The 17,030-nt window shown below is 64.8% G+C and carries 18 protein-coding genes, 1 tRNA gene and 1 pseudogene; 15 read left to right on the forward strand and 5 right to left on the reverse strand.

Translation table 11 applies throughout. The features are described from left to right. Positions 1 to 293 precede the first annotated feature (293 nt). Positions 294 to 1,019 carry a porin family protein gene (locus FQK05_RS00135; RefSeq protein ID WP_233270290.1) on the forward strand — a complete coding sequence of 242 codons (726 nt, stop codon included), beginning with the start codon at positions 294 to 296 and terminating at the stop codon, positions 1,017 to 1,019. A gap of 114 nt (positions 1,020 to 1,133) precedes the next feature. Here FQK05_RS00135 and FQK05_RS00140 read toward each other — a convergent pair whose 3' ends face one another. Continuing rightward, entirely contained in the window at positions 1,134 to 1,787 is a 654-nt protein-coding gene (locus FQK05_RS00140; protein WP_158963441.1) for an alpha/beta hydrolase, read from the reverse strand. A gap of 206 nt (positions 1,788 to 1,993) precedes the next feature. Here FQK05_RS00140 and iscR point away from each other — a divergent pair, with 206 nt between their 5' ends. From iscR to FQK05_RS00205, 13 genes are all read left to right on the forward strand, one after another. After that, positions 1,994 to 2,452 (forward strand): Fe-S cluster assembly transcriptional regulator IscR, encoded by a 459-nt coding sequence (gene iscR / locus FQK05_RS00145; RefSeq protein WP_158963443.1) that lies wholly within the window; start codon positions 1,994 to 1,996, stop codon positions 2,450 to 2,452. Next, positions 2,449 to 3,591 carry a cysteine desulfurase family protein gene (locus FQK05_RS00150; protein ID WP_158963445.1) on the forward strand — a complete coding sequence of 381 codons (1,143 nt, stop codon included), beginning with the start codon at positions 2,449 to 2,451 and terminating at the stop codon, positions 3,589 to 3,591. Before iscR ends, FQK05_RS00150 begins: the two co-directional genes overlap by 4 nt. 81 nt (positions 3,592 to 3,672) lie before the next feature. Then, positions 3,673 to 5,211: a Fe-S cluster assembly protein SufB gene (sufB, locus tag FQK05_RS00155; protein WP_158963447.1), complete on the forward strand. Its 1,539-nt coding sequence runs from the start codon at positions 3,673 to 3,675 to the stop codon at positions 5,209 to 5,211. Positions 5,212 to 5,229: 18 nt separating this feature from the next. Next, positions 5,230 to 6,105, forward strand: a complete 876-nt coding sequence (locus FQK05_RS00160) for an FkbM family methyltransferase (RefSeq protein WP_158963449.1) — start codon at positions 5,230 to 5,232, stop codon at positions 6,103 to 6,105. Next, on the forward strand, positions 6,102 to 7,016 hold the full coding sequence (locus tag FQK05_RS00165) for a hypothetical protein (protein ID WP_158963451.1): 915 nt from the start codon (positions 6,102 to 6,104) through the stop codon (positions 7,014 to 7,016). Before FQK05_RS00160 ends, FQK05_RS00165 begins: the two co-directional genes overlap by 4 nt. 73 nt (positions 7,017 to 7,089) lie before the next feature. Further along, entirely contained in the window at positions 7,090 to 7,443 is a 354-nt protein-coding gene (locus FQK05_RS00170; protein ID WP_407644476.1) for a DMT family protein, read from the forward strand. A 58-nt stretch (positions 7,444 to 7,501) separates the two neighbouring features. Next, on the forward strand, positions 7,502 to 7,816 hold the full coding sequence (locus FQK05_RS00175; protein ID WP_158963453.1) for a YbjQ family protein: 315 nt from the start codon (positions 7,502 to 7,504) through the stop codon (positions 7,814 to 7,816). Between the two features lie 72 nt (positions 7,817 to 7,888). After that, on the forward strand, positions 7,889 to 8,644 hold the full coding sequence (sufC, locus tag FQK05_RS00180; protein WP_158963455.1) for a Fe-S cluster assembly ATPase SufC: 756 nt from the start codon (positions 7,889 to 7,891) through the stop codon (positions 8,642 to 8,644). Then, the gene (locus FQK05_RS00185; protein ID WP_158963457.1) at positions 8,644 to 9,939 is read left to right on the forward strand and encodes a SufB/SufD family protein; all 1,296 of its coding nucleotides are present in this window, start codon (positions 8,644 to 8,646) and stop codon (positions 9,937 to 9,939) included. Before sufC ends, FQK05_RS00185 begins: the two co-directional genes overlap by 1 nt. A 1-nt stretch (position 9,940) precedes the next feature. Then, positions 9,941 to 10,429, forward strand: coding sequence for a YIP1 family protein (locus FQK05_RS00190; RefSeq protein ID WP_158963459.1), 489 nt, complete (start codon positions 9,941 to 9,943; stop codon positions 10,427 to 10,429). Then, positions 10,426 to 11,016 carry a Yip1 family protein gene (locus FQK05_RS00195; protein WP_158963461.1) on the forward strand — a complete coding sequence of 197 codons (591 nt, stop codon included), beginning with the start codon at positions 10,426 to 10,428 and terminating at the stop codon, positions 11,014 to 11,016. Before FQK05_RS00190 ends, FQK05_RS00195 begins: the two co-directional genes overlap by 4 nt. Next, on the forward strand, positions 11,009 to 12,229 hold the full coding sequence (locus FQK05_RS00200; RefSeq protein ID WP_158963463.1) for a cysteine desulfurase: 1,221 nt from the start codon (positions 11,009 to 11,011) through the stop codon (positions 12,227 to 12,229). The genes FQK05_RS00195 and FQK05_RS00200 overlap by 8 nt, the downstream gene beginning before the upstream one ends. Positions 12,230 to 12,548: 319 nt before the next feature. Next, positions 12,549 to 12,625 (forward strand) — tRNA-Arg (locus FQK05_RS00205). A 306-nt stretch (positions 12,626 to 12,931) separates the two neighbouring features. Here the strand turns inward: FQK05_RS00205 and FQK05_RS00210 are convergent. The 4 genes and pseudogenes from FQK05_RS00210 to FQK05_RS00225 all read right to left on the reverse strand — a co-directional run. After that, positions 12,932 to 13,108: pseudogene (locus FQK05_RS00210) on the reverse strand (IS5/IS1182 family transposase); the annotation flags it as partial. Between the two features lie 192 nt (positions 13,109 to 13,300). Then, the gene (gene pdxY / locus FQK05_RS00215; protein WP_158963465.1) at positions 13,301 to 14,158 is read right to left on the reverse strand and encodes a pyridoxal kinase; all 858 of its coding nucleotides are present in this window, start codon (positions 14,156 to 14,158) and stop codon (positions 13,301 to 13,303) included. Then, entirely contained in the window at positions 14,155 to 14,835 is a 681-nt protein-coding gene (locus FQK05_RS00220; RefSeq protein WP_158963467.1) for an MOSC domain-containing protein, read from the reverse strand. Before FQK05_RS00220 ends, pdxY begins: the two co-directional genes overlap by 4 nt. Then, on the reverse strand, positions 14,832 to 15,527 hold the full coding sequence (locus FQK05_RS00225) for a glutamine amidotransferase (RefSeq protein ID WP_158963469.1): 696 nt from the start codon (positions 15,525 to 15,527) through the stop codon (positions 14,832 to 14,834). Before FQK05_RS00225 ends, FQK05_RS00220 begins: the two co-directional genes overlap by 4 nt. Positions 15,528 to 15,620: 93 nt before the next feature. Between FQK05_RS00225 and pdxR the strand changes: the two genes are divergently transcribed. Continuing rightward, positions 15,621 to 17,030: a MocR-like pyridoxine biosynthesis transcription factor PdxR gene (gene pdxR, locus FQK05_RS00230; protein WP_158963471.1), complete on the forward strand. Its 1,410-nt coding sequence runs from the start codon at positions 15,621 to 15,623 to the stop codon at positions 17,028 to 17,030.

The raw sequence follows: 17,030 nt of genomic DNA on the forward strand, positions 1-17,030 counted from the left end.
GTTCCTTTGCAGCGTGTGGGCGATGCGGTCAGCGGACGCCGATACGGTGTGACGGTGACGCCGGCGAAGGTGCAGGCGGTCATTCCGCCGTCTCTTGTCCGGGACGTCCGGAGGGACCCCCGGTTTGCGGAATAAGGGTAGTGCCGCGCCGTTGAGCGGCGCAATGTCGCCTCGACCGCCGGCATTGGCGTCAAATGGTTAAGTTGCTATGAGACGGTCATCGGCCGGGCGTATTGTCTGCGGGTCGGCCAAAGGTAAAACTTAGCGTAATCCGACCTGTCAGGAGTCCACCAGTGCGTACCCCGGTTTCCACCCTTTCCGTCCTTTTCCTGTCCACCGGCCTGGCGGCCCCGGCGCTGGCCCAAAGCGACTGGAACTACGCCGTGTCGTTCTATGCCTTCGCGCCCGAGACGACGACGACGATCCGGTCGCGGACGGCCAAGCTGAGCTTCAGCGACGCGTTGGAAAACCTCGACTTCGCCTATATGGGCTATGCCTCTGCCTCCAACGGAACGTGGAGCTTCTTTGGCGACTATGTCTATACCGACCTGCAGTACACCGCGGCGGTGGGTGCGCGGGGCGGTCTGAAAGCGGTCAACAAGACCCAGTACCTGAGCGGTTACGCGGCCTATCGGATCTACCGGGCGCCCAGGGCTTACGTCGATCTGGCCGGCGGTTTCCGCTGGTTCAAGACCGATACCTCGCTGCAGCCGCAGTTCGACGGCCAGTCCGTGGGCCGCAAGCTGGAGGCGGTGGACGACTGGATCGACCCGGTCGTGGGCCTGCGCGCGCATGTCAACCTGACGGAAAAGTGGAGCATGATGGCCCTGGCGGACTATGGCGGCTTCACTTCAGACAGCACGACCTGGCAGGTCACGGCCAACGTCGGCTATGCGTTCAACGACAACTGGATGGCCTGGCTGGGCTATCGCGAGGTGAGTTTCGACCACACTCTGAACGGACAACCCTTCAAGTACGAACAAAGCGGCCCGCTGTTCGGCGTGACCTACAAATTCTAGATCGCGTCCGCGGGGGCAGATCCACAGGTCCCAGGCGGTGCGACGACCCAAAGAAAAAGGCAGCCGTCCGGACCCGGACGGCTGCCTTTTGAATGTCACGCTGCCGAAGAACTGTCAGCGGGTCGTTTCGGTCAGGCGGCGTTTGACGTAGGTGGTCACGTTCTCCATCAGGATATCCATGTTGTCGTCCTGAAAGAAGTGATCGGCGCCTTCGACCTCCTTGTGGGTGATCGTGATGCCCTTCTGTTCGTGCAGCTTGTTCACCAGCGAGGTCGTGTCCGCGGGCGGGGCCACGCGGTCGGCCGAGCCGTTGATGATCAGGCCCGAAGACGGGCAGGGCGCCAGGAACGAAAAGTCGTACATGTTCGCCGGGGGCGAGACCGAGATGAAGCCGGTGATTTCCGGACGGCGCATCAGAAGCTGCATGCCGATCCAAGCGCCGAAGGAAAAGCCGGCGACCCAGCAGTGCTTCGAGTTGTTGTTCATCGACTGCAGGTAATCCAGTGCCGACGCGGCATCGGACAATTCGCCGATGCCCTGGTCGTATTCGCCCTGGCTGCGGCCGACGCCGCGGAAATTGAACCGCAACACGGTGAAGCCCATGTTGTAGAACGCATAATGCAGGTTGTAGACGACCTTGTTGTTCATCGTCCCGCCGAACTGCGGATGCGGATGCAGCACGATGGCAATCGGCGCGTCACGTTCCTTTTGCGGGTGATAACGGCCTTCAAGGCGGCCTTCAGGTCCGGGAAAAATGACCTCGGGCATGGGAGGAGGAGTCCTGTCTGTCCATCGTTCGGGTCTGTCCGGCGGGTGGCCTCGGTTTCTTGACGAAAACCCTTGGCTACCTTAGAACGCTTCTAATCGCAGGGACCACGGCCCTGCAACGTCAGCAGGACTTAGGCGCTGGTGGCGAAAAGGTCAACGATGCATGACATTTGTCGATGCAACGAAGCGAAAGGGAGGAGCGGACGGTGAAATTGTCCACCAAGGGCCGCTATGCCATGGTCGCGCTGGCCGACATCGCGCTGCAGCCGGCCGACAAGCTGGTGACGCTGAACGAGATCGCCAACCGGCAAAGCATATCGCTGCCTTATCTCGAACAGCTGTTTGTGAAGCTGCGCCGGGCAAAGCTGGTGGCTTCGGTGCGGGGGCCGGGCGGCGGCTACAAGCTGGCGCGTCCCGCCTCTGAAATCCGCGTGATCGAGATCCTGGCGGCCGTGGACGAGACCATCGACGCGATGCATACCGGGGCCGGGGCGTCGGGCGGGCTGTCGGGCAGCCGGGCGCAGTCGCTGACCAACCGGCTGTGGCAGGGCCTGTCGGCCCATGTCTATGTCTTCCTGCATCAGACCCGCCTGTCGGACGTGATCTCCAACGACCTTGCGCCCTGTCCCGCGGTCCCGTCGCTGCTGTCGGTCGTCGACGAATGACGCGCGCCTATCTCGACTGGAACGCCACCGCGCCGCTGAGGCCGGAGGCGCGGGACGCCATGCTTGGCGCGATGGAGCTGGTGGGCAATCCGTCCTCGGTCCATGCCGAGGGGCGGGCCGCCAAGGGGCTGGTCGAGAAGGCAAGGGCACAGATCGCGCAGGCCTTCGGGGCGGACGGGGCCGATATCGTCTTCACCTCCGGCGCGACCGAGGCTGCGGCGCTGGCCATGGGCTGGATCGCCCCGGGCGCCCAGCCCGAAAGGCGGGCTGTCATCGCATCACCCGTCGAACACGATTGCATCGAAGCCCATGCCGGCGATGCGCCGCGTCTACCGCTGGACCCGACAGGCCTGGTGCAACTGGACGGCTGGTCGGGGCTTCAGGACTGGACCGATGGCGGCCACGTCTTCGCGATCCAGTCGGCCAACAGCGAAACCGGCGTCCTGCAGGACACCGCGGCGCTGTGGGGGCAGGTGAAGGCGGTGGACGACAGCCGCACCTTCTGCCTGACGGATGCGACGCAAAGCTTCGGCAAGGTGCCCTTTGCCTTTCACTGGTGCGGTGCAGACGCGGCCATCATCTCGGCCCACAAGCTGGGCGGGCCCAAGGGGATCGGTGCGCTGGTCTTCAGGCGCGGCACCGATCTGGCCGCCCGGATCACCGGCGGCGGGCAGGAAATGGGACGGCGGTCCGGCACCGAAAACATCGTCGGAATCGCCGGTTTTGCAGCGGCTGCGGAAGCCGCGCAGCGCGATTTGACCGATGGCGCGTGGGAGCGCGCTGGTGTACTTAGAGATATTCTAGAAAAGGCTCTTGTGGCCGACGAAAACAAGACTATTTTTGTCGGAAATAGGGTGGCCCGATTGCCGAACACTTCGTGTATCGCGACACCCGGCTGGAAGGCGGAAACGCAGGTGATGCAGATGGATCTGGCGGGTTTTGCCATCAGCGCGGGGTCGGCCTGTTCCAGCGGAAAGGTACGGGTCAGCCGGGTGCTGACGGCGATGGGACACGATGCGGATACCGCGGCTTCGGCCATCCGGGTGTCGATCGGGCCGGAAACCGCGGAAGACGATGTGCTGCGCTTCGCAGAAGCGTGGTGCGCGCGCCGCAAGAAACATTTCGCCCGCGTGGCCTGACGCCCGACGGGGGCCTGGCCAGCAATGCGGACAAAGACACAGACAATGCCGGAGAGATCCGGACCAGATGGAGGGGCCCCGATGGCCGACACGACCCAGGCAACGCCCAACCTCAAGGCCACCGTCAAGGAAGGTGTCGATCAGGAAACCGTGGACGCCGTCCGCGAAGCCGGCAGCTACAAGTACGGCTGGCAGACCGAGATCGAGACCGAATATGCCCCCAAGGGCCTGACGCCGGACATCGTGCGGCTGATCTCGTCCAAGAACGGGGAACCGCAGTGGATGACCGACTGGCGGCTGGCCGCTTACGACCGCTGGCTGCAGAAGGAAGAGCCCGACTGGGCGATGGTCGACTATCCGGAAATCGATTTCCAGGACCAGTTCTACTATGCCCGGCCCAAGTCGATGGAGACCAAGCCCAAGTCGCTGGACGACGTCGACCCCAAGCTTCTGGCGACCTATGAAAAGCTGGGCATCCCGCTGAAGGAACAGATGATCCTGGCGGGCGTCGAAGGGGCCGAGAACATGCCGGCCGAAGGCCGCAAGGTGGCCGTCGATGCCGTGTTTGATTCCGTGTCCGTCGGCACGACCTTCCAGGCGGAACTGAAGAAGGCCGGTGTCATCTTCTGTTCGATTTCCGAAGCGATCCGCGAACATCCGGAACTGGTGAAAAAATACCTCGGCTCGGTCGTTCCGGTGTCGGACAATTTCTACGCCACGCTGAATTCGGCCGTGTTCTCCGACGGGTCCTTCGTCTACGTCCCGCCCAACACGCGCTGCCCGATGGAATTGTCGACCTATTTCCGGATCAACGCGGAAAACACGGGCCAGTTCGAACGCACGCTGATCATCGCCGACAAGGGCAGCTATGTGTCCTATCTGGAAGGCTGCACGGCACCCCAGCGCGACACCTCGCAGCTGCACGCGGCGGTGGTGGAAATCATCGCCGAGGAAGACGCCGAGGTGAAGTACTCCACGGTCCAGAACTGGTATCCGGGGGACGAGAACGGCAAGGGCGGGATCTACAACTTCGTGACCAAGCGCGCCGATTGCCGGGGCGACCGGTCCAAGGTGATGTGGACCCAGGTCGAAACCGGGTCCGCGGTGACGTGGAAATACCCGTCCTGCATCCTGCGCGGCGACGACAGCCAGGGCGAATTCTATTCGATCGCCATCACCAACAACTACCAGCAGGCCGATACCGGCACCAAGATGATCCATCTGGGCAAGAACACGAAGTCTCGGATCGTGTCCAAGGGCATTTCCGCCGGCCATGCGCAGAACACCTATCGGGGCCTCGTGTCGATGCACCCGAAGGCCACGAACAGCCGCAACTATACCCAGTGCGACAGCCTGCTGATCGGCTCCACCTGCGGGGCCCACACGGTGCCCTATATCGAGGTCAAGAACAACTCGAGCCGGGTGGAGCACGAGGCGACCACGTCCAAGGTGGACGAAGATCAGCTGTTCTATTGCCGCGCCCGCGGCATGGACGAGGAAGAGGCGGTGGCGCTGGTCGTCAACGGCTTCTGCAAGGACGTTCTGCAGGCGCTGCCGATGGAATTTGCCATGGAAGCGCAACAGCTGGTCGCGATCTCGCTGGAAGGTTCGGTGGGCTGAACTGAAAGGGATTCCGGGATGAGCATTGAAGGTGCCAAGGGGCTGTTGCGTGCATCGGGGCTGCCGCCGCTCGAGATTGTCGATGTCGGCGCCAATCCGATCGAGGGGGATGCTCCTTACAAGGCCATGCTGGACAACGGTCTGGCGCGGGTAACCGGGTTCGAACCCAATGCCGAGGCTTTCAACAAGCTGCAGGCGCGCAAGTCCGAGGCCGAAACCTATCTGCCCCATGCTCTGGGCGATGGCCAGCCGGCGACGCTGCACCTGTTCCAGCATTCCGGCTTTACCTCGCTTTTTCCGATCGACACGACTGCCGCCCAGCGGCTGGGATTCGGCAAGTCCGCGGAACCGCGCGGATCGTTGCAGATTGACACGAGCCGCCTGGACGACCTGGATGACGTTCCGCTGGCATCGCTGCTGAAAATTGATGTTCAGGGCGCCGAAACCATGATCATCGGGAACGGTCGCAACAAGCTTTCGCGCGCGATGGCTATCTGGACCGAAGTGCGCCTTGTCCCGCTTTACCAGGGCGAGCCGACTTTTGGCGACCTTGACGCGGAACTGCGCAGCCAGGGGTTCATGTTCCACGATTTCGCCTTCCTGAAACGCGTGCCATTGGGCGGGCGCACCTCGCGCCGCGCGATGCGCAAACGGTTCTTCCGGCAGGTCGTCGATGGCGATGCGATCTATATCCGCGATCCCGAAGGTCCGGGTATCGACAATGCCCAGGTCGTGGCGCTGGCCGTGTTGGCGGCAGGCGTGCTTTTGAGTGCCGAGCTTGCCTTCCACTGCGCCGACATCCTGGTCCGCAATGGCGCGCTGAACGAGGCGGACCATGCGGCCTTCGTGGCGGCCTTGCCCGCCGGCAGCGTCAGAGCGGAACAAGCGCTTTGACCTCCTGCATCGGAATTCGCACCAACAGCTGGGGCCCCGCCGAAGAGGCGATGGCCGCCCATCTGACGCTGGTCTTCGGCGAAGCGGTGCACGCAATCTATCACGACCGGCCTCAGGGGGTCGAACTTTCGGTGCCGGTCATCGATCTGACGACCGACTGGGCCTTGTCGCAGGGCCTGCGCTGCGTGGGCGACTGGGGATGGCGGTGCGGCGACTATGCACATTATGCGCAGCGGCAGGCCTTTCCGGACTTCGACCATTACTGGCTGATCGAATCCGATGTCCGCCTGTTCGGCGACGTGGCCGACCTGTTCGCGCGTCTGGACGGGGTGACGGCGGATGCCCTGGCCTTCGGCATCGGGCTCAACCCCCGGACCGACGCCAGATTCGTCAAGGGCTGGCGCGCCTTTTCGGACATGCCTGCCTATCAGGGCCTGTTCCCGATGACCCGGTTTTCCGCCCGCGCGCTGGACCATCTGTTGCCGGCGCGGGTCGCCTATGGTCAATGCGGCGTGTCGGACTGGCGCTATACGAATGACGAGGTGTTCTCGCTCTCGGTGCTGGCCGGCGAGGGGACGATGCAGCTGGTCCCGCTGGAACAGGTCGTCCCGGACTGGTTCGACCTGTCGCTGTTCCGGACCGATCCCGATTTCCTGGAACAAGAGGTGGTCGATCTGGTCGGCGACCGAAACCAGATCTGCCATTCGGTGCGCAGCATCGAAAGCTACCAGAAATCCCTGGCTGCGCGCATGGCCGGCAATGTCGAGCAGTTCGCCCGCAACACCGGGCCCGCGCTGCGCTACATGTCGGAAGAGGACGTCGATCACCTGGCCGCGATGGCCACGACCCACATCCGCAAGACGCTGATGCAGGCGCGCAAGCGGCAGATCCGCCGGGCCAGGGGGTCGTGACGATGGAGGCCGTCTTCTTCGATACTGGCGCGGACAGGACGGGCGCGCCCCGGGCATGCAGGAGTGACCGTGCGTGAGCGTAGGAACATATCTGCCCTGGCTGGCACCGATCGTGCTTCTGATCCTGTCGAACGTGTTCATGACCTTTGCCTGGTACGGGCATCTGGGGAACATGGCGACGCCGCTGTGGATCGCCGTCTTCACCAGCTGGGGGATCGCGTTCTTCGAATACTGGCTGGCGGTGCCGGCCAACCGGATCGGCCATTCGGTCTATTCGGCGGCACAGTTGAAGACGATTCAGGAGGTGATCACGCTGATCATCTTCGCGGGTTTCTCGGCCTTCTGGCTGAAGGAGTCGATCAGCCTGAACACGGTGATCGGCTTCGGGTTGATCGCGGCGGGTGCCGCTTTCGTGTTCAGGGGATGACATGGGCAACGGACCGTGGGAACACCGCAGCGCAGCGCCAACAGATGGGGGCAAGGGAATGATCATCACGACCACCAACAGCGTCGAAGGCCATCCGATCACCGAATACAAGGGGATCGTCGTGGGCGAGACGATCATGGGCGCCAATGTCTTCCGGGACTTCCTGGCCGGTGTCACCGACGTGATCGGCGGCCGGTCGGGCGCCTATGAAAGCAAGATGAACGAGGCCCGGCAGGTGGCCCTGCGCGAGATGGAAGACCATGCCCGCGCATTGGGGGCCAATGCCATCGTGGGCGTCGATCTCGATTACGAAGTGGTCCGCGAAGGCATGTTGATGGTGTCCGCTTCGGGCACGGCCGTCATCGTGTCGTAGGGATCCGACAAACTGAATCAGACAAGTCCGGCCGCGATACGCGTGGCCGGCCCGCCATGAAGGAACGAACCGATGCTGAAGATCGAAGATCTCCATGTCAGCCTCGAAGCCGAGGACAAAGAAATCCTGAAGGGCGTCAACCTGGAGGTTGGCCCCGGGACCGTGCATGCGATCATGGGGCCCAACGGGTCCGGCAAGTCGACGCTCAGCTACGTGCTGTCCGGCAAGGACGGGTATCGGGTGACGCAGGGAGACGCGACGCTGGACGGCGACAGCCTGCTGGAGATGGAGCCCGAGGACCGCGCCGCGGCGGGCTTGTTCCTGGCGTTCCAGTACCCGGTGGAAATCCCCGGCGTCGGCAACATGACCTTTCTGAGGACCGCCGTGAACGCGCAACGCAAGGCGCGCGGGGAAGAGGAGATGTCGGCCACCGAGTTCCTGAAGAAAGTCCGTGAAAAGGCCAAGGCGCTGAAGATCGACGCCGAGATGCTGAAGCGTCCGGTGAATGTCGGATTCTCGGGCGGCGAGAAGAAGCGCAACGAGGTGCTTCAGATGGCGATGCTGGAGCCCAGGATGTGCATCCTGGATGAAACCGACTCTGGCCTTGACGTCGACGCGATGAAACTGGTCGCCGACGGCGTGAACGCGCTGCGCAGCGAAGGCCGGGGATTCCTGGTGATCACGCACTACCAGCGGCTTCTGGATCACATCAAGCCGGACGTGGTGCACATCATGGCCAATGGCCGTATCATCAAATCCGGAGGCCCCGAACTGGCCCTCGAGGTCGAGAACAACGGCTATGCCGACATCCTGGCCGAGGTGGCCTGATGGCACTGGAAAATCCAAGACAGACCGCGACCGAGGCGCGGCTGGCCGCGCTGACCGTGCCGCAAGGCGGCTGGACCGGTCCGGCCCGTCAGAATGCGCTGGCCCGCCTGACCAAGATGGGCTTGCCGCTGCGCCGCGACGAATACTGGTCCTTCACCCGCCCGGATTCGCTGATGGCACCGGATGTGCCCGTGGCGAAGGTCTTCGATACCGGTGAAGAATCCCATCTCTTTGCCGCACGGGACCGGCTGCGCATCGTCTTCGTCGACGGGGTCTTCGATGCCGAAGCCTCGGACGAGCTGGCGCTGGACGGGATCGAGATCGGCCTGTTGTCGCGCGAAGCCAATGCGGACATCCACTGGGCCCGCGATCTTTACGGCGTGCTGGAAACCGCGGGGCAGGACCCCGTCGCCCGGCCTTTCGCCGCGTTGAACACGGCGGCGGCGACCGAAGGCGTTCTGATCCGCGTGACCAAGACGCCTTCGAAGCCGGTGAGCCTGGTCTATTACCACGCCTCCGAAACCTCGGACGCGGTGATGCACCATGTGGTGCGGGTCGAATCCGGGGCGGAACTGACGCTGCTGGAAAACGGGCCTGCCGCTGCGCGTTTCAACAAGGTGACCGAGGTCGACGTCGCCGATGGCGCGAAGCTGCACCATGTCCGGGCGCAGGGCCGCGACCATGATCGCCGCGCGGTGACCCATATCTTTGCCCGGCTGGGCCGGGAGTCGGTCCTGAAAAGCTTTACCATGACCGCCAATGGCCGGCTGACCCGGAACGAGGTCGTGGTCGACCTGAAGGGCGACGATGCCGTCGTCCACGTGGCCGGCGCCTGTGTCGGCGATGGCGCCAATGTCGGCGAATTCCACCACGACGATACCGTCTTCATCACCCACGACGCGCAGGGCTGCGAAAGCCGGCAGGTGTTCAAGAAGGTGCTGCGGAACGGGGCCACGGGCGTCTTCCAGGGCAAGATCCTTGTGAAGGCCGGTGCGCAGAAGACCGACGGCTACCAGAAAAGCCAGTCGCTGCTGCTGGACGGCGACAGCCAGTTTCTGGCCAAGCCGGAGCTGGAAATCTATGCTGACGACGTCGCCTGCTCCCACGGATCGACCTCAGGCGCGATCGACGAGGGGGCGCTGTTCTACCTGCGTGCGCGCGGCGTGCCACATGGGGAAGCCACCGACCTTCTGACCCTGGCCTTCTTGGGCGAGGCGATGGACGAGATCGAGGACCCGGACATCGCGGCCGAACTTCTGGCCCGGGTCGAGGCTTGGCTGGCCCGCCGGCGCTGACATGACGATCTCGCGCGATATCGTGGCCACCTACCGGGGGCCCGGCACGGTTTTCCGCCGCATTCTTGCAGCGGCGACCGAGGCACGGGCGCTGGTCTACCTGATGGCGGGCTGCGGGCTGGTCTTCGTGGCGCAGTTGCCGCGGCTGGCCCGTCAGGCGCATCTGACCGGGGAAGACCTGAACCCGCTGATGGGCGGCAGCCTGATGGCGTGGCTCTTCATCGCGCCGCTGATCTTCTACCTGATCGCCACGCTCAGCCACGTCGTGGCGAAGGTGTTGGGCGGGCAGGGCGATTTCTTCGGGGCGCGGGTGGCGTTGTTCTGGGCGCTGCTGGCCTCCAGCCCGCTGATGCTGCTGAACGGTCTGGTCGCGGGCTTCATCGGCCCGGGCACGCCGCTGCAACTGGTCGGCATCGCCTGGCTTGCCGTTTTCCTGTGGTTCTGGTTTGCAGGTCTCAGGCAGGCGGAACGGGCAGGAGAAGCGAAATGATGACCGGCGCGGACTTCAGACAGCTGATCTGGACCTCGATCGTCAATCCGGCAGAAGGCGCAGAGCAGGTGGCGGCGCTGCGGCCCGGACGCGACGTGCTGTGGATGGCGCTGGTCCTGATGGCCGCGCTGAACACGGTTCTTCTGATCTTGGCCAACTTCCTGGTGCCGGGCCCCTGGCCCTTGCCGGGCATTCTGGCCAATCCGCTGGTCTACATGGGCGTGCTGGCCGCATTCCTTGCGCTGTCGGCCTGGCTTTTGTTCTGGGTCGGACGGCTGCTGGGCGGGCAGGGCAGTTTCGAGGACCTGCTGGGCACCCTGATCTGGCTTCAGGTCCTGCGGGTGGCGGTGCAGGCGGCCTCGCTGATCGTCCTGATCGTCTCGCCACTGCTGGCCGGGGTCTTCGGGATCGCCGCCGCGGTCTACGGCATCTATGTGGGTCTGCATTTCGTGAATGTGGCCCATCGCTTCTATTCTCTGGGCCGGGCCGGGCTGGCGCTGGTCGGCGCCGCGGTGGCGTTGATCCTCGTGCTGTCGCTGTTGCTCTCGGTCTTTGGCATCCCCGGCATGGAGGCCGCCTATGTATGACGTCGAAAAGATCCGCGCGGATTTCCCGATCCTGGCGCGCGAGGTCAACGGCCAGAAGCTGACCTATCTCGACAACGGGGCCTCGGCCCAGAAACCGCAGGTCGTGATCGATGCGATCACGCAGGCCTATTCCATGGAATATGCCAACGTGCACCGGGGTCTGCATTACCTGTCCAACCTTGCGACCGAGAAATACGAGGCCGTGCGCGGCACCATCGCCCGCTTCCTGGGCGTGAAGAACGAGGACGAGATCGTCTTCAACTCTGGCACGACGGAAGGCATCAACCTGGTGGCCTATGGCTGGGCCATGCCCCGGATGCAGGCGGGGGATGAAATCGTCCTGTCGGTGATGGAACACCATGCCAATATCGTACCCTGGCATTTCCTGCGCGAACGGCAGGGCGTGGTTCTGAAATGGGTGGATACCGAACCCGACGGCAGCCTGGATCCGCAGAAGGTGATCGACGCCATCGGGCCCAGGACGAAATTGGTCGCGGTCACTCATATGTCGAACGTGTTGGGCACGGTGACTGACATCAAGGCCATCGCCACGGGCGCGCAGGCCGCCGGCGTGCCGGTGCTGGTCGACGGGTCCCAGGCGGCTGTCCACATGCCGCTGCACCTCGACAGTCTGGGCGTCGATTTCTATGCGATCACCGGGCACAAGATCTATGGACCCTCGGGATCGGGCGCGATCTGGATCAGGTCCGACCGCATGGCCGAGATGCGCCCCTTCATGGGCGGTGGCGACATGATACGCGAGGTCCACAAGGACGCCGTCAGCTATGCCGATCCGCCGATGAAATTCGAGGCCGGGACCCCCGGCATCGTCCAGACCATCGGGTTCGGCGCGGCGCTGGAATACGTGATGGCCGTCGGGATGAAGAGCATCGCGGCGCACGAGGCGGGCCTGCGGGATTACGCGATTTCTCGCTTGGGCGGGCTGAACTGGCTGAACGTGCAGGGGCAGGCGCCGGGCAAGGGGGCGATCTTCTCGTTCACCATGGACGGGGCGGCCCATGCGCACGACATCTCGACCATTCTCGACAAGAAGGGGGTCGCGGTACGCGCCGGACATCACTGCGCGGGGCCGTTGATGGATCACCTTGGGCTGACCGCGACCTGCCGGGCATCCTTCGCGATGTACAATACCACGGCCGAAGTCGACAAACTGGTCGAGGCGCTGGAACTGGCCCACGACCTCTTTGCCTGATCGTCCCACGGCGGGGGGCAGGGTGAACCTTGTGCCAAGCGCCGTAGCAAAGTTTTCGGCCTGGGCGTGCGGCGGCGGATTTTCCCGTTGCGGGGGTCTTTCCGGAACGGTATAGCCTGCCCCTACACAGGCGCCCGGATGCTTCGGACACCGGGCCTTGCGTTGCGCGCCGGATGGCAGCAGTGCTTCGAAGGCGGACGTTGTGGATTGCCTGTGTAAAGTCGAGTGAATGTAAATGTTTCAGATCAGTGGCTTGCGGGGGCTTCGATCGTGGCTTTAATCCCGCGTAGAATTGAAGTAAGTACTGCGTCAGCAGTTTGCACCCATAGCTCAGCTGGATAGAGTGTCGCCCTCCGAAGGCGAAGGTCGTAGGTTCGAATCCTACTGGGTGCGCCATTAACCTCGAAATTCTAAGATGTTAAGCTGTGAGCCGGATTGTCCATGCGCAGCTGGGCTTGCCGCGCGCTTTCGCTCATCCAGTGATCGGTTGGATGGATTGATCCTGAATATATTTTTATAATCAATACACTAATAGTTCAGCTTGTGTGCCAAGTACCAAATTTTTCGCGGATGCCTTTTGTGAAGATCGAGGCGACGGCATCTTAGGGCTAGCCTAAGTTTGCCCTGCTGCACCTTCAAGGCCACCGCGGCGTTGTTGCGGAAAGGTGGCTTGAGGTGTGACGGCCCCTTTAACGGTCTTTGTCAGGCGATGCAGACGGTCCCGGCGGTGCCGTGGGACGATAAGTGGTTCATCAGTGCAACGCGGATCTGGATTTCGGCAGTCTGGCGGCCTGGGTCTCTAGCGGTAATGCGTTCTCCGAAGGCTTTCAGGCAGCGCATTCTTGCCTCGATCCGGCTCCGTCCAGTCCAGGTCCACCATCTTCAACAGGCTGGCCACCATACCGGTCTCTTGCCGTGACGGCAACAGGGCCTGCGTCGCGACCGCCCTTTACCGTTGCAAGATCGAGGGCAAGCTGGCGCCATTCCCTTATCTGATCCAAATGGAGGACTACGGGATGAAGCTGTTTAGTGGACTGGATGTGTCGCCTGAGAAGACCGCAATTTGCGTGATCAGCGAGCACGGGAAGGCCCAAGCGACAGCAGGGCGCGACGGAACTCAGGCTCGCTCAGCACCACCTCGCCGGCGCCGAGCGCCTTCGCGTGGCTGAGTGCACGGGCGGTGAGGGTCTGCGCCATCTCGACGGCGCGGGGCAGGGGCAGGCCCCGCCCGATCCCGGCGAGCACCAGCCCGGCGAAGAGATCGCCGGTGCCGGGCAGGGCAATGGGCAGGCGTTCGGTCGGGTGGCGGCTGATGCCGTCGGGGCCAAGGATGACCGTTTCAAGCTGACCTTCGGCGGTGTCGTCGAGCACGCAGCCGGTGGCGACCAGATGCGCTTCGGGTGCGATGTGCAGCGCCTCGCGCGCGGCCTGAAGATCGGCCGACGTGTGGATCTGCTGCCCGGTGAGCCAGGCGAGTTCGAATGGGTTCGGCGTGGCGATGTCGGCCATCGGCAGCAGCCGGTCGCGCATCACGCCGGCGATGGCTTCTGGTACATAGAGGCCGGGACCGGTGTCGCCCATCACCGGGTCGCAGATGTAGCACAGGCGCGGGTTCGCGGCCTTCGCCTCGGCCACGAAATCGGCCACCATCTCGGCCACGTCGAGCGAGCCGATATAGCCGGTGAGGATATAATCCGCCCGCTCGGGCAGACCGCGTTCGCGCGCGCCTTGCAGCAGGTCGGAGAAGAATTCGGGCGGCAGGGCGCGGCCGCGCAGGGTCGGGTAGTCGGGGGTGTTCGAGAAGACCACCGTGGGGATCGCCGCCACCTCCAGCCCCGCCGCCTGCATCGGGAAGAGCGCCGCGGAATTGCCGACATGGCCGAAGACCACCTGGCTCTGGATCGAAATGACGAAAGGGGGGCGTTTCATGCGGTGCCGTCCAGTCTTGCGCTCCAGTCCTCGACCCGGCGGCTTTCCAACCGTCGGACTGCGTATTTGCGCCAGCCCTCGGCCAGGACATCGAGCGCGGCGATGCCTTCAAGTTCCACAAGGTTCATCCGGTCCACATAGAGCGCGTGCCAGAGCCGCCGCAAGGTCCAGTCCGGGGCCAGACGGCCGATCAGCTCCAGCCGGTCGCCGGGCGCGACTGTGCCGGTCTGGAGCACCCGGTAATACCACCCGGTGCGTCCGGTCTGCTGCACGCGCCGCGCCATGTCGGGCACGCCGAAGCGGTGGTTGAGCTTCCAGCAGGGCTGGCGCCCCTGCGAGACCTGGATCAGCGCGCCGCCCAGCCGGAAAGTGTCGCCGACGGCGACCTCCACTTCGGTGAGCCCGGCGGTCGAGATGTTCTCGCCGAACCCGCCGGGAGCGGTCAGCACCGGAAGGTCACCGAATTCCGCGCGCCAGTCGGTGTAGTGTTCGAGCGGATAATGATGGACAGCCTTCTCGATGCCGCCATGCACCCGCCGGTCGGCCTGTTCGTCGCCTTCGAACCCCTGCGCGCCAAGCGTCAGCGGGTGGGTGACCGGCGTCTTGCCGATTCCGCTCAGCGTGTCGCTTCCGGGCAGGGGAGCGGCGCGACCTGTCAGGAATGTGACGGGCCTCATTCTTCCAGCTCCCGCAGCCATTGCTCCAGCATGGCCTGGCCGGCGGTCCGCAGGGCCGGGCCATGCGCCCTGGCATCCTGCCGCAGGGCCTCCGGGGCAATCCCCGCCTGCGCCAGTTCTGCGCTATGGCCGATCAGCCAGCGTTCGAAGTCCGGCAGCATCCCGGCCTCGGGATGGAATTGCAGGCCGAGAATGTTGCGGCCCCGGGCGAAGCCCTGTGTTTCGCAGGCGGGGGTCGCGGCGAGGCGCTCTGCTCCGGCAGGCAGTTCGAATCCCTCGCCGTGCCAGTGCAGCACCGGAATGTCCGAGAGGTGGACTAGCGGGCCGGCCCGGCCGGGCGCGGTTAGGGTCAGGGGCGCGAAGCCGATCTCCTTCTCGGCAATGGGCGCGACACGGGCTCCGAGGGCCGCGGCCATGAGCTGTGCGCCGAGGCAAATGCCGAGGGTCGGGCGATCCGCCGCCAGCCTCATGGCCAGCCAGTTCCGCTCCTCTGTCACGCAAGGATAGGCGGCGCCGTCGTTCACGCCGATCGGGCCACCCAGCACCACGACCAGATCCGGTCCCAGCGGGTCGGGCAGTGGGTCCACCGCCGCCTCGATGTCTCGGAGCTGGTAGCCGGCTCCCCTCAGAACCGGGGCAAAGGTCCCGAGGTCTTCAAAGGCCAGGTGGCGCAGGATCAGGGCGGATTTCATCGTCGAAGCCTCTTGCGTTTCTCGCCTCTGTGGCAAAACACTGGCCTATTCAAAAGTGCCAGTATGAAAGATTGAGATAGGCCGGTTTTAGACATGCGCGAGCCTCTTGCCCTCGAGATGGAGCCGGACCATGGCGGCCCGCTGTTCCTAGCCATTGCCGAGGCCATCACCCGTGACATTACCCGCGGGCGGCTGCGGCCAGGGGCGCGGCTGCCCGGCACGCGGGCACTGGCGCGCGAACTGGGGGTGCATCGCAACACGGTGGATGCGGCCTATCAGGAGCTGCTGACCCAAGGCTGGCTGCAGGTGGAACCGGCGCGAGGTACCTTCGTCGCGCAGGATCTGCCGCAGGGGATGCTGGTCCGCAGGCCCGCGCCCGTGCCGATGGACCCGGTGGCGCCACGCGCGGGGCTTGCCTTCTCTGATGGTGCGCCGGACCCCAAGCTGGTGCCCGACAAGGCGCTGGCCCGGGCCTTTCGCCGGGCGCTGCTGTCGCCCGCCTTCCGCGCGGGGGCGGATTACGGCGATGTGCGCGGCACGTCCTCACTACGCGAGGCACTTGCAGGCTATCTCGCCACGGACCGGGGCGTGGTGGCGGAGCCATCGCGGCTGCTGATCACGCGGGGCAGCCAGATGGCGCTGTTCCTGGCCGTGCGGGCGGCGCTGTCGCCGGGCGAGGTCATCGCGGTGGAGGAACCGGGCTATCCGCTGGCATGGGAGGCGTTCCGCGCGGCGGGGGCAGAGGTGCGGGGCGTGCCGGTGGATGGCGGCGGCCTCAGGATCGACGCGCTGGAGGCCACGCTGGCCCGCGATCCGCGAATCAGGGCGGTCTGCGTCACGCCACATCACCAGTATCCGACCACGGTGACCATGGGCGCGGCGCGGCGGTTGCAACTGCTGGAGATGGCGCAGCGCCATGGGCTCACGCTGATCGAGGACGACTATGACCACGAGTACCGGTTCGAAGGCCGCCCCGTGCTGCCGCTGGCCGCCCGTGCGCCTGAAGGCCTGCCGCTGATCTATGTGGGTTCGCTGTCCAAGCTGCTCTCGCCGGGCATCCGGCTGGGCTATGCGCTGGCGCCCGAGCCGTTGCTGCGGCGGATGGCCGAGGCGCGGGCCGCCATCGACCGGCAGGGCGACGCGCCGCTGGAGGCGGCGCTGGCGGAACTGATCCGCGATGGCGATCTGGGCCGTCACGCCCGCAAGGCGCGGCGGGTCTACCGGGCACGGCGGGATCTGCTGGCGGCGCTGCTGGGCGAACACCTCGCCGGGCGGGCGACATTCGACTTGCCCGCCGGAGGGTTGGCTCTGTGGCTGCGTTGCGAGGGGTCAGCCGAGGATTGGGCCGAAGCCGCGGGGCAGGCGGGTCTGGCCCTGCTGCCGGGCACGCGCTTCGCGCTGGAGGGCCCGGCGCCGCAGGCCTTCCGCCTGGGCTATGCGGCGCTGGACGAGGCGCAGATTGCCCGGGCGGTGGAAATCCTCGCCCAGAGCGTTCCGGGCTGA

Source organism: Chachezhania sediminis, from assembly GCF_009765275.1.
Taxonomy (GTDB): domain Bacteria; phylum Pseudomonadota; class Alphaproteobacteria; order Rhodobacterales; family Rhodobacteraceae; genus Chachezhania; species Chachezhania sediminis.

Excerpts from the sequence above, each read along its gene's own strand:
- FQK05_RS00200 (WP_158963463.1), top strand. The coding sequence starts at position 11,009 with ATGTATGACGTCGAAAAGATCCGCGCGGATTTCCCGATCCTGGCGCGC.
- FQK05_RS00190 (WP_158963459.1), top strand. The coding sequence starts at position 9,941 with ATGACGATCTCGCGCGATATCGTGGCCACCTACCGGGGGCCCGGCACG.
- FQK05_RS00140 (WP_158963441.1), bottom strand. The coding sequence starts at position 1,787 with ATGCCCGAGGTCATTTTTCCCGGACCTGAAGGCCGCCTTGAAGGCCGT.
- FQK05_RS00225 (WP_158963469.1), bottom strand. The coding sequence starts at position 15,527 with ATGAAATCCGCCCTGATCCTGCGCCACCTGGCCTTTGAAGACCTCGGG.
- FQK05_RS00160 (WP_158963449.1), top strand. The coding sequence starts at position 5,230 with ATGAGCATTGAAGGTGCCAAGGGGCTGTTGCGTGCATCGGGGCTGCCG.
- sufC (WP_158963455.1), top strand. The coding sequence starts at position 7,889 with ATGCTGAAGATCGAAGATCTCCATGTCAGCCTCGAAGCCGAGGACAAA.
- sufB (WP_158963447.1), top strand. The coding sequence starts at position 3,673 with ATGGCCGACACGACCCAGGCAACGCCCAACCTCAAGGCCACCGTCAAG.
- FQK05_RS00150 (WP_158963445.1), top strand. The coding sequence starts at position 2,449 with ATGACGCGCGCCTATCTCGACTGGAACGCCACCGCGCCGCTGAGGCCG.
- FQK05_RS00220 (WP_158963467.1), bottom strand. The coding sequence starts at position 14,835 with ATGAGGCCCGTCACATTCCTGACAGGTCGCGCCGCTCCCCTGCCCGGA.
- FQK05_RS00185 (WP_158963457.1), top strand. The coding sequence starts at position 8,644 with ATGGCACTGGAAAATCCAAGACAGACCGCGACCGAGGCGCGGCTGGCC.
- FQK05_RS00175 (WP_158963453.1), top strand. The coding sequence starts at position 7,502 with ATGATCATCACGACCACCAACAGCGTCGAAGGCCATCCGATCACCGAA.
- pdxY (WP_158963465.1), bottom strand. The coding sequence starts at position 14,158 with ATGAAACGCCCCCCTTTCGTCATTTCGATCCAGAGCCAGGTGGTCTTC.
- FQK05_RS00195 (WP_158963461.1), top strand. The coding sequence starts at position 10,426 with ATGATGACCGGCGCGGACTTCAGACAGCTGATCTGGACCTCGATCGTC.
- pdxR (WP_158963471.1), top strand. The coding sequence starts at position 15,621 with ATGCGCGAGCCTCTTGCCCTCGAGATGGAGCCGGACCATGGCGGCCCG.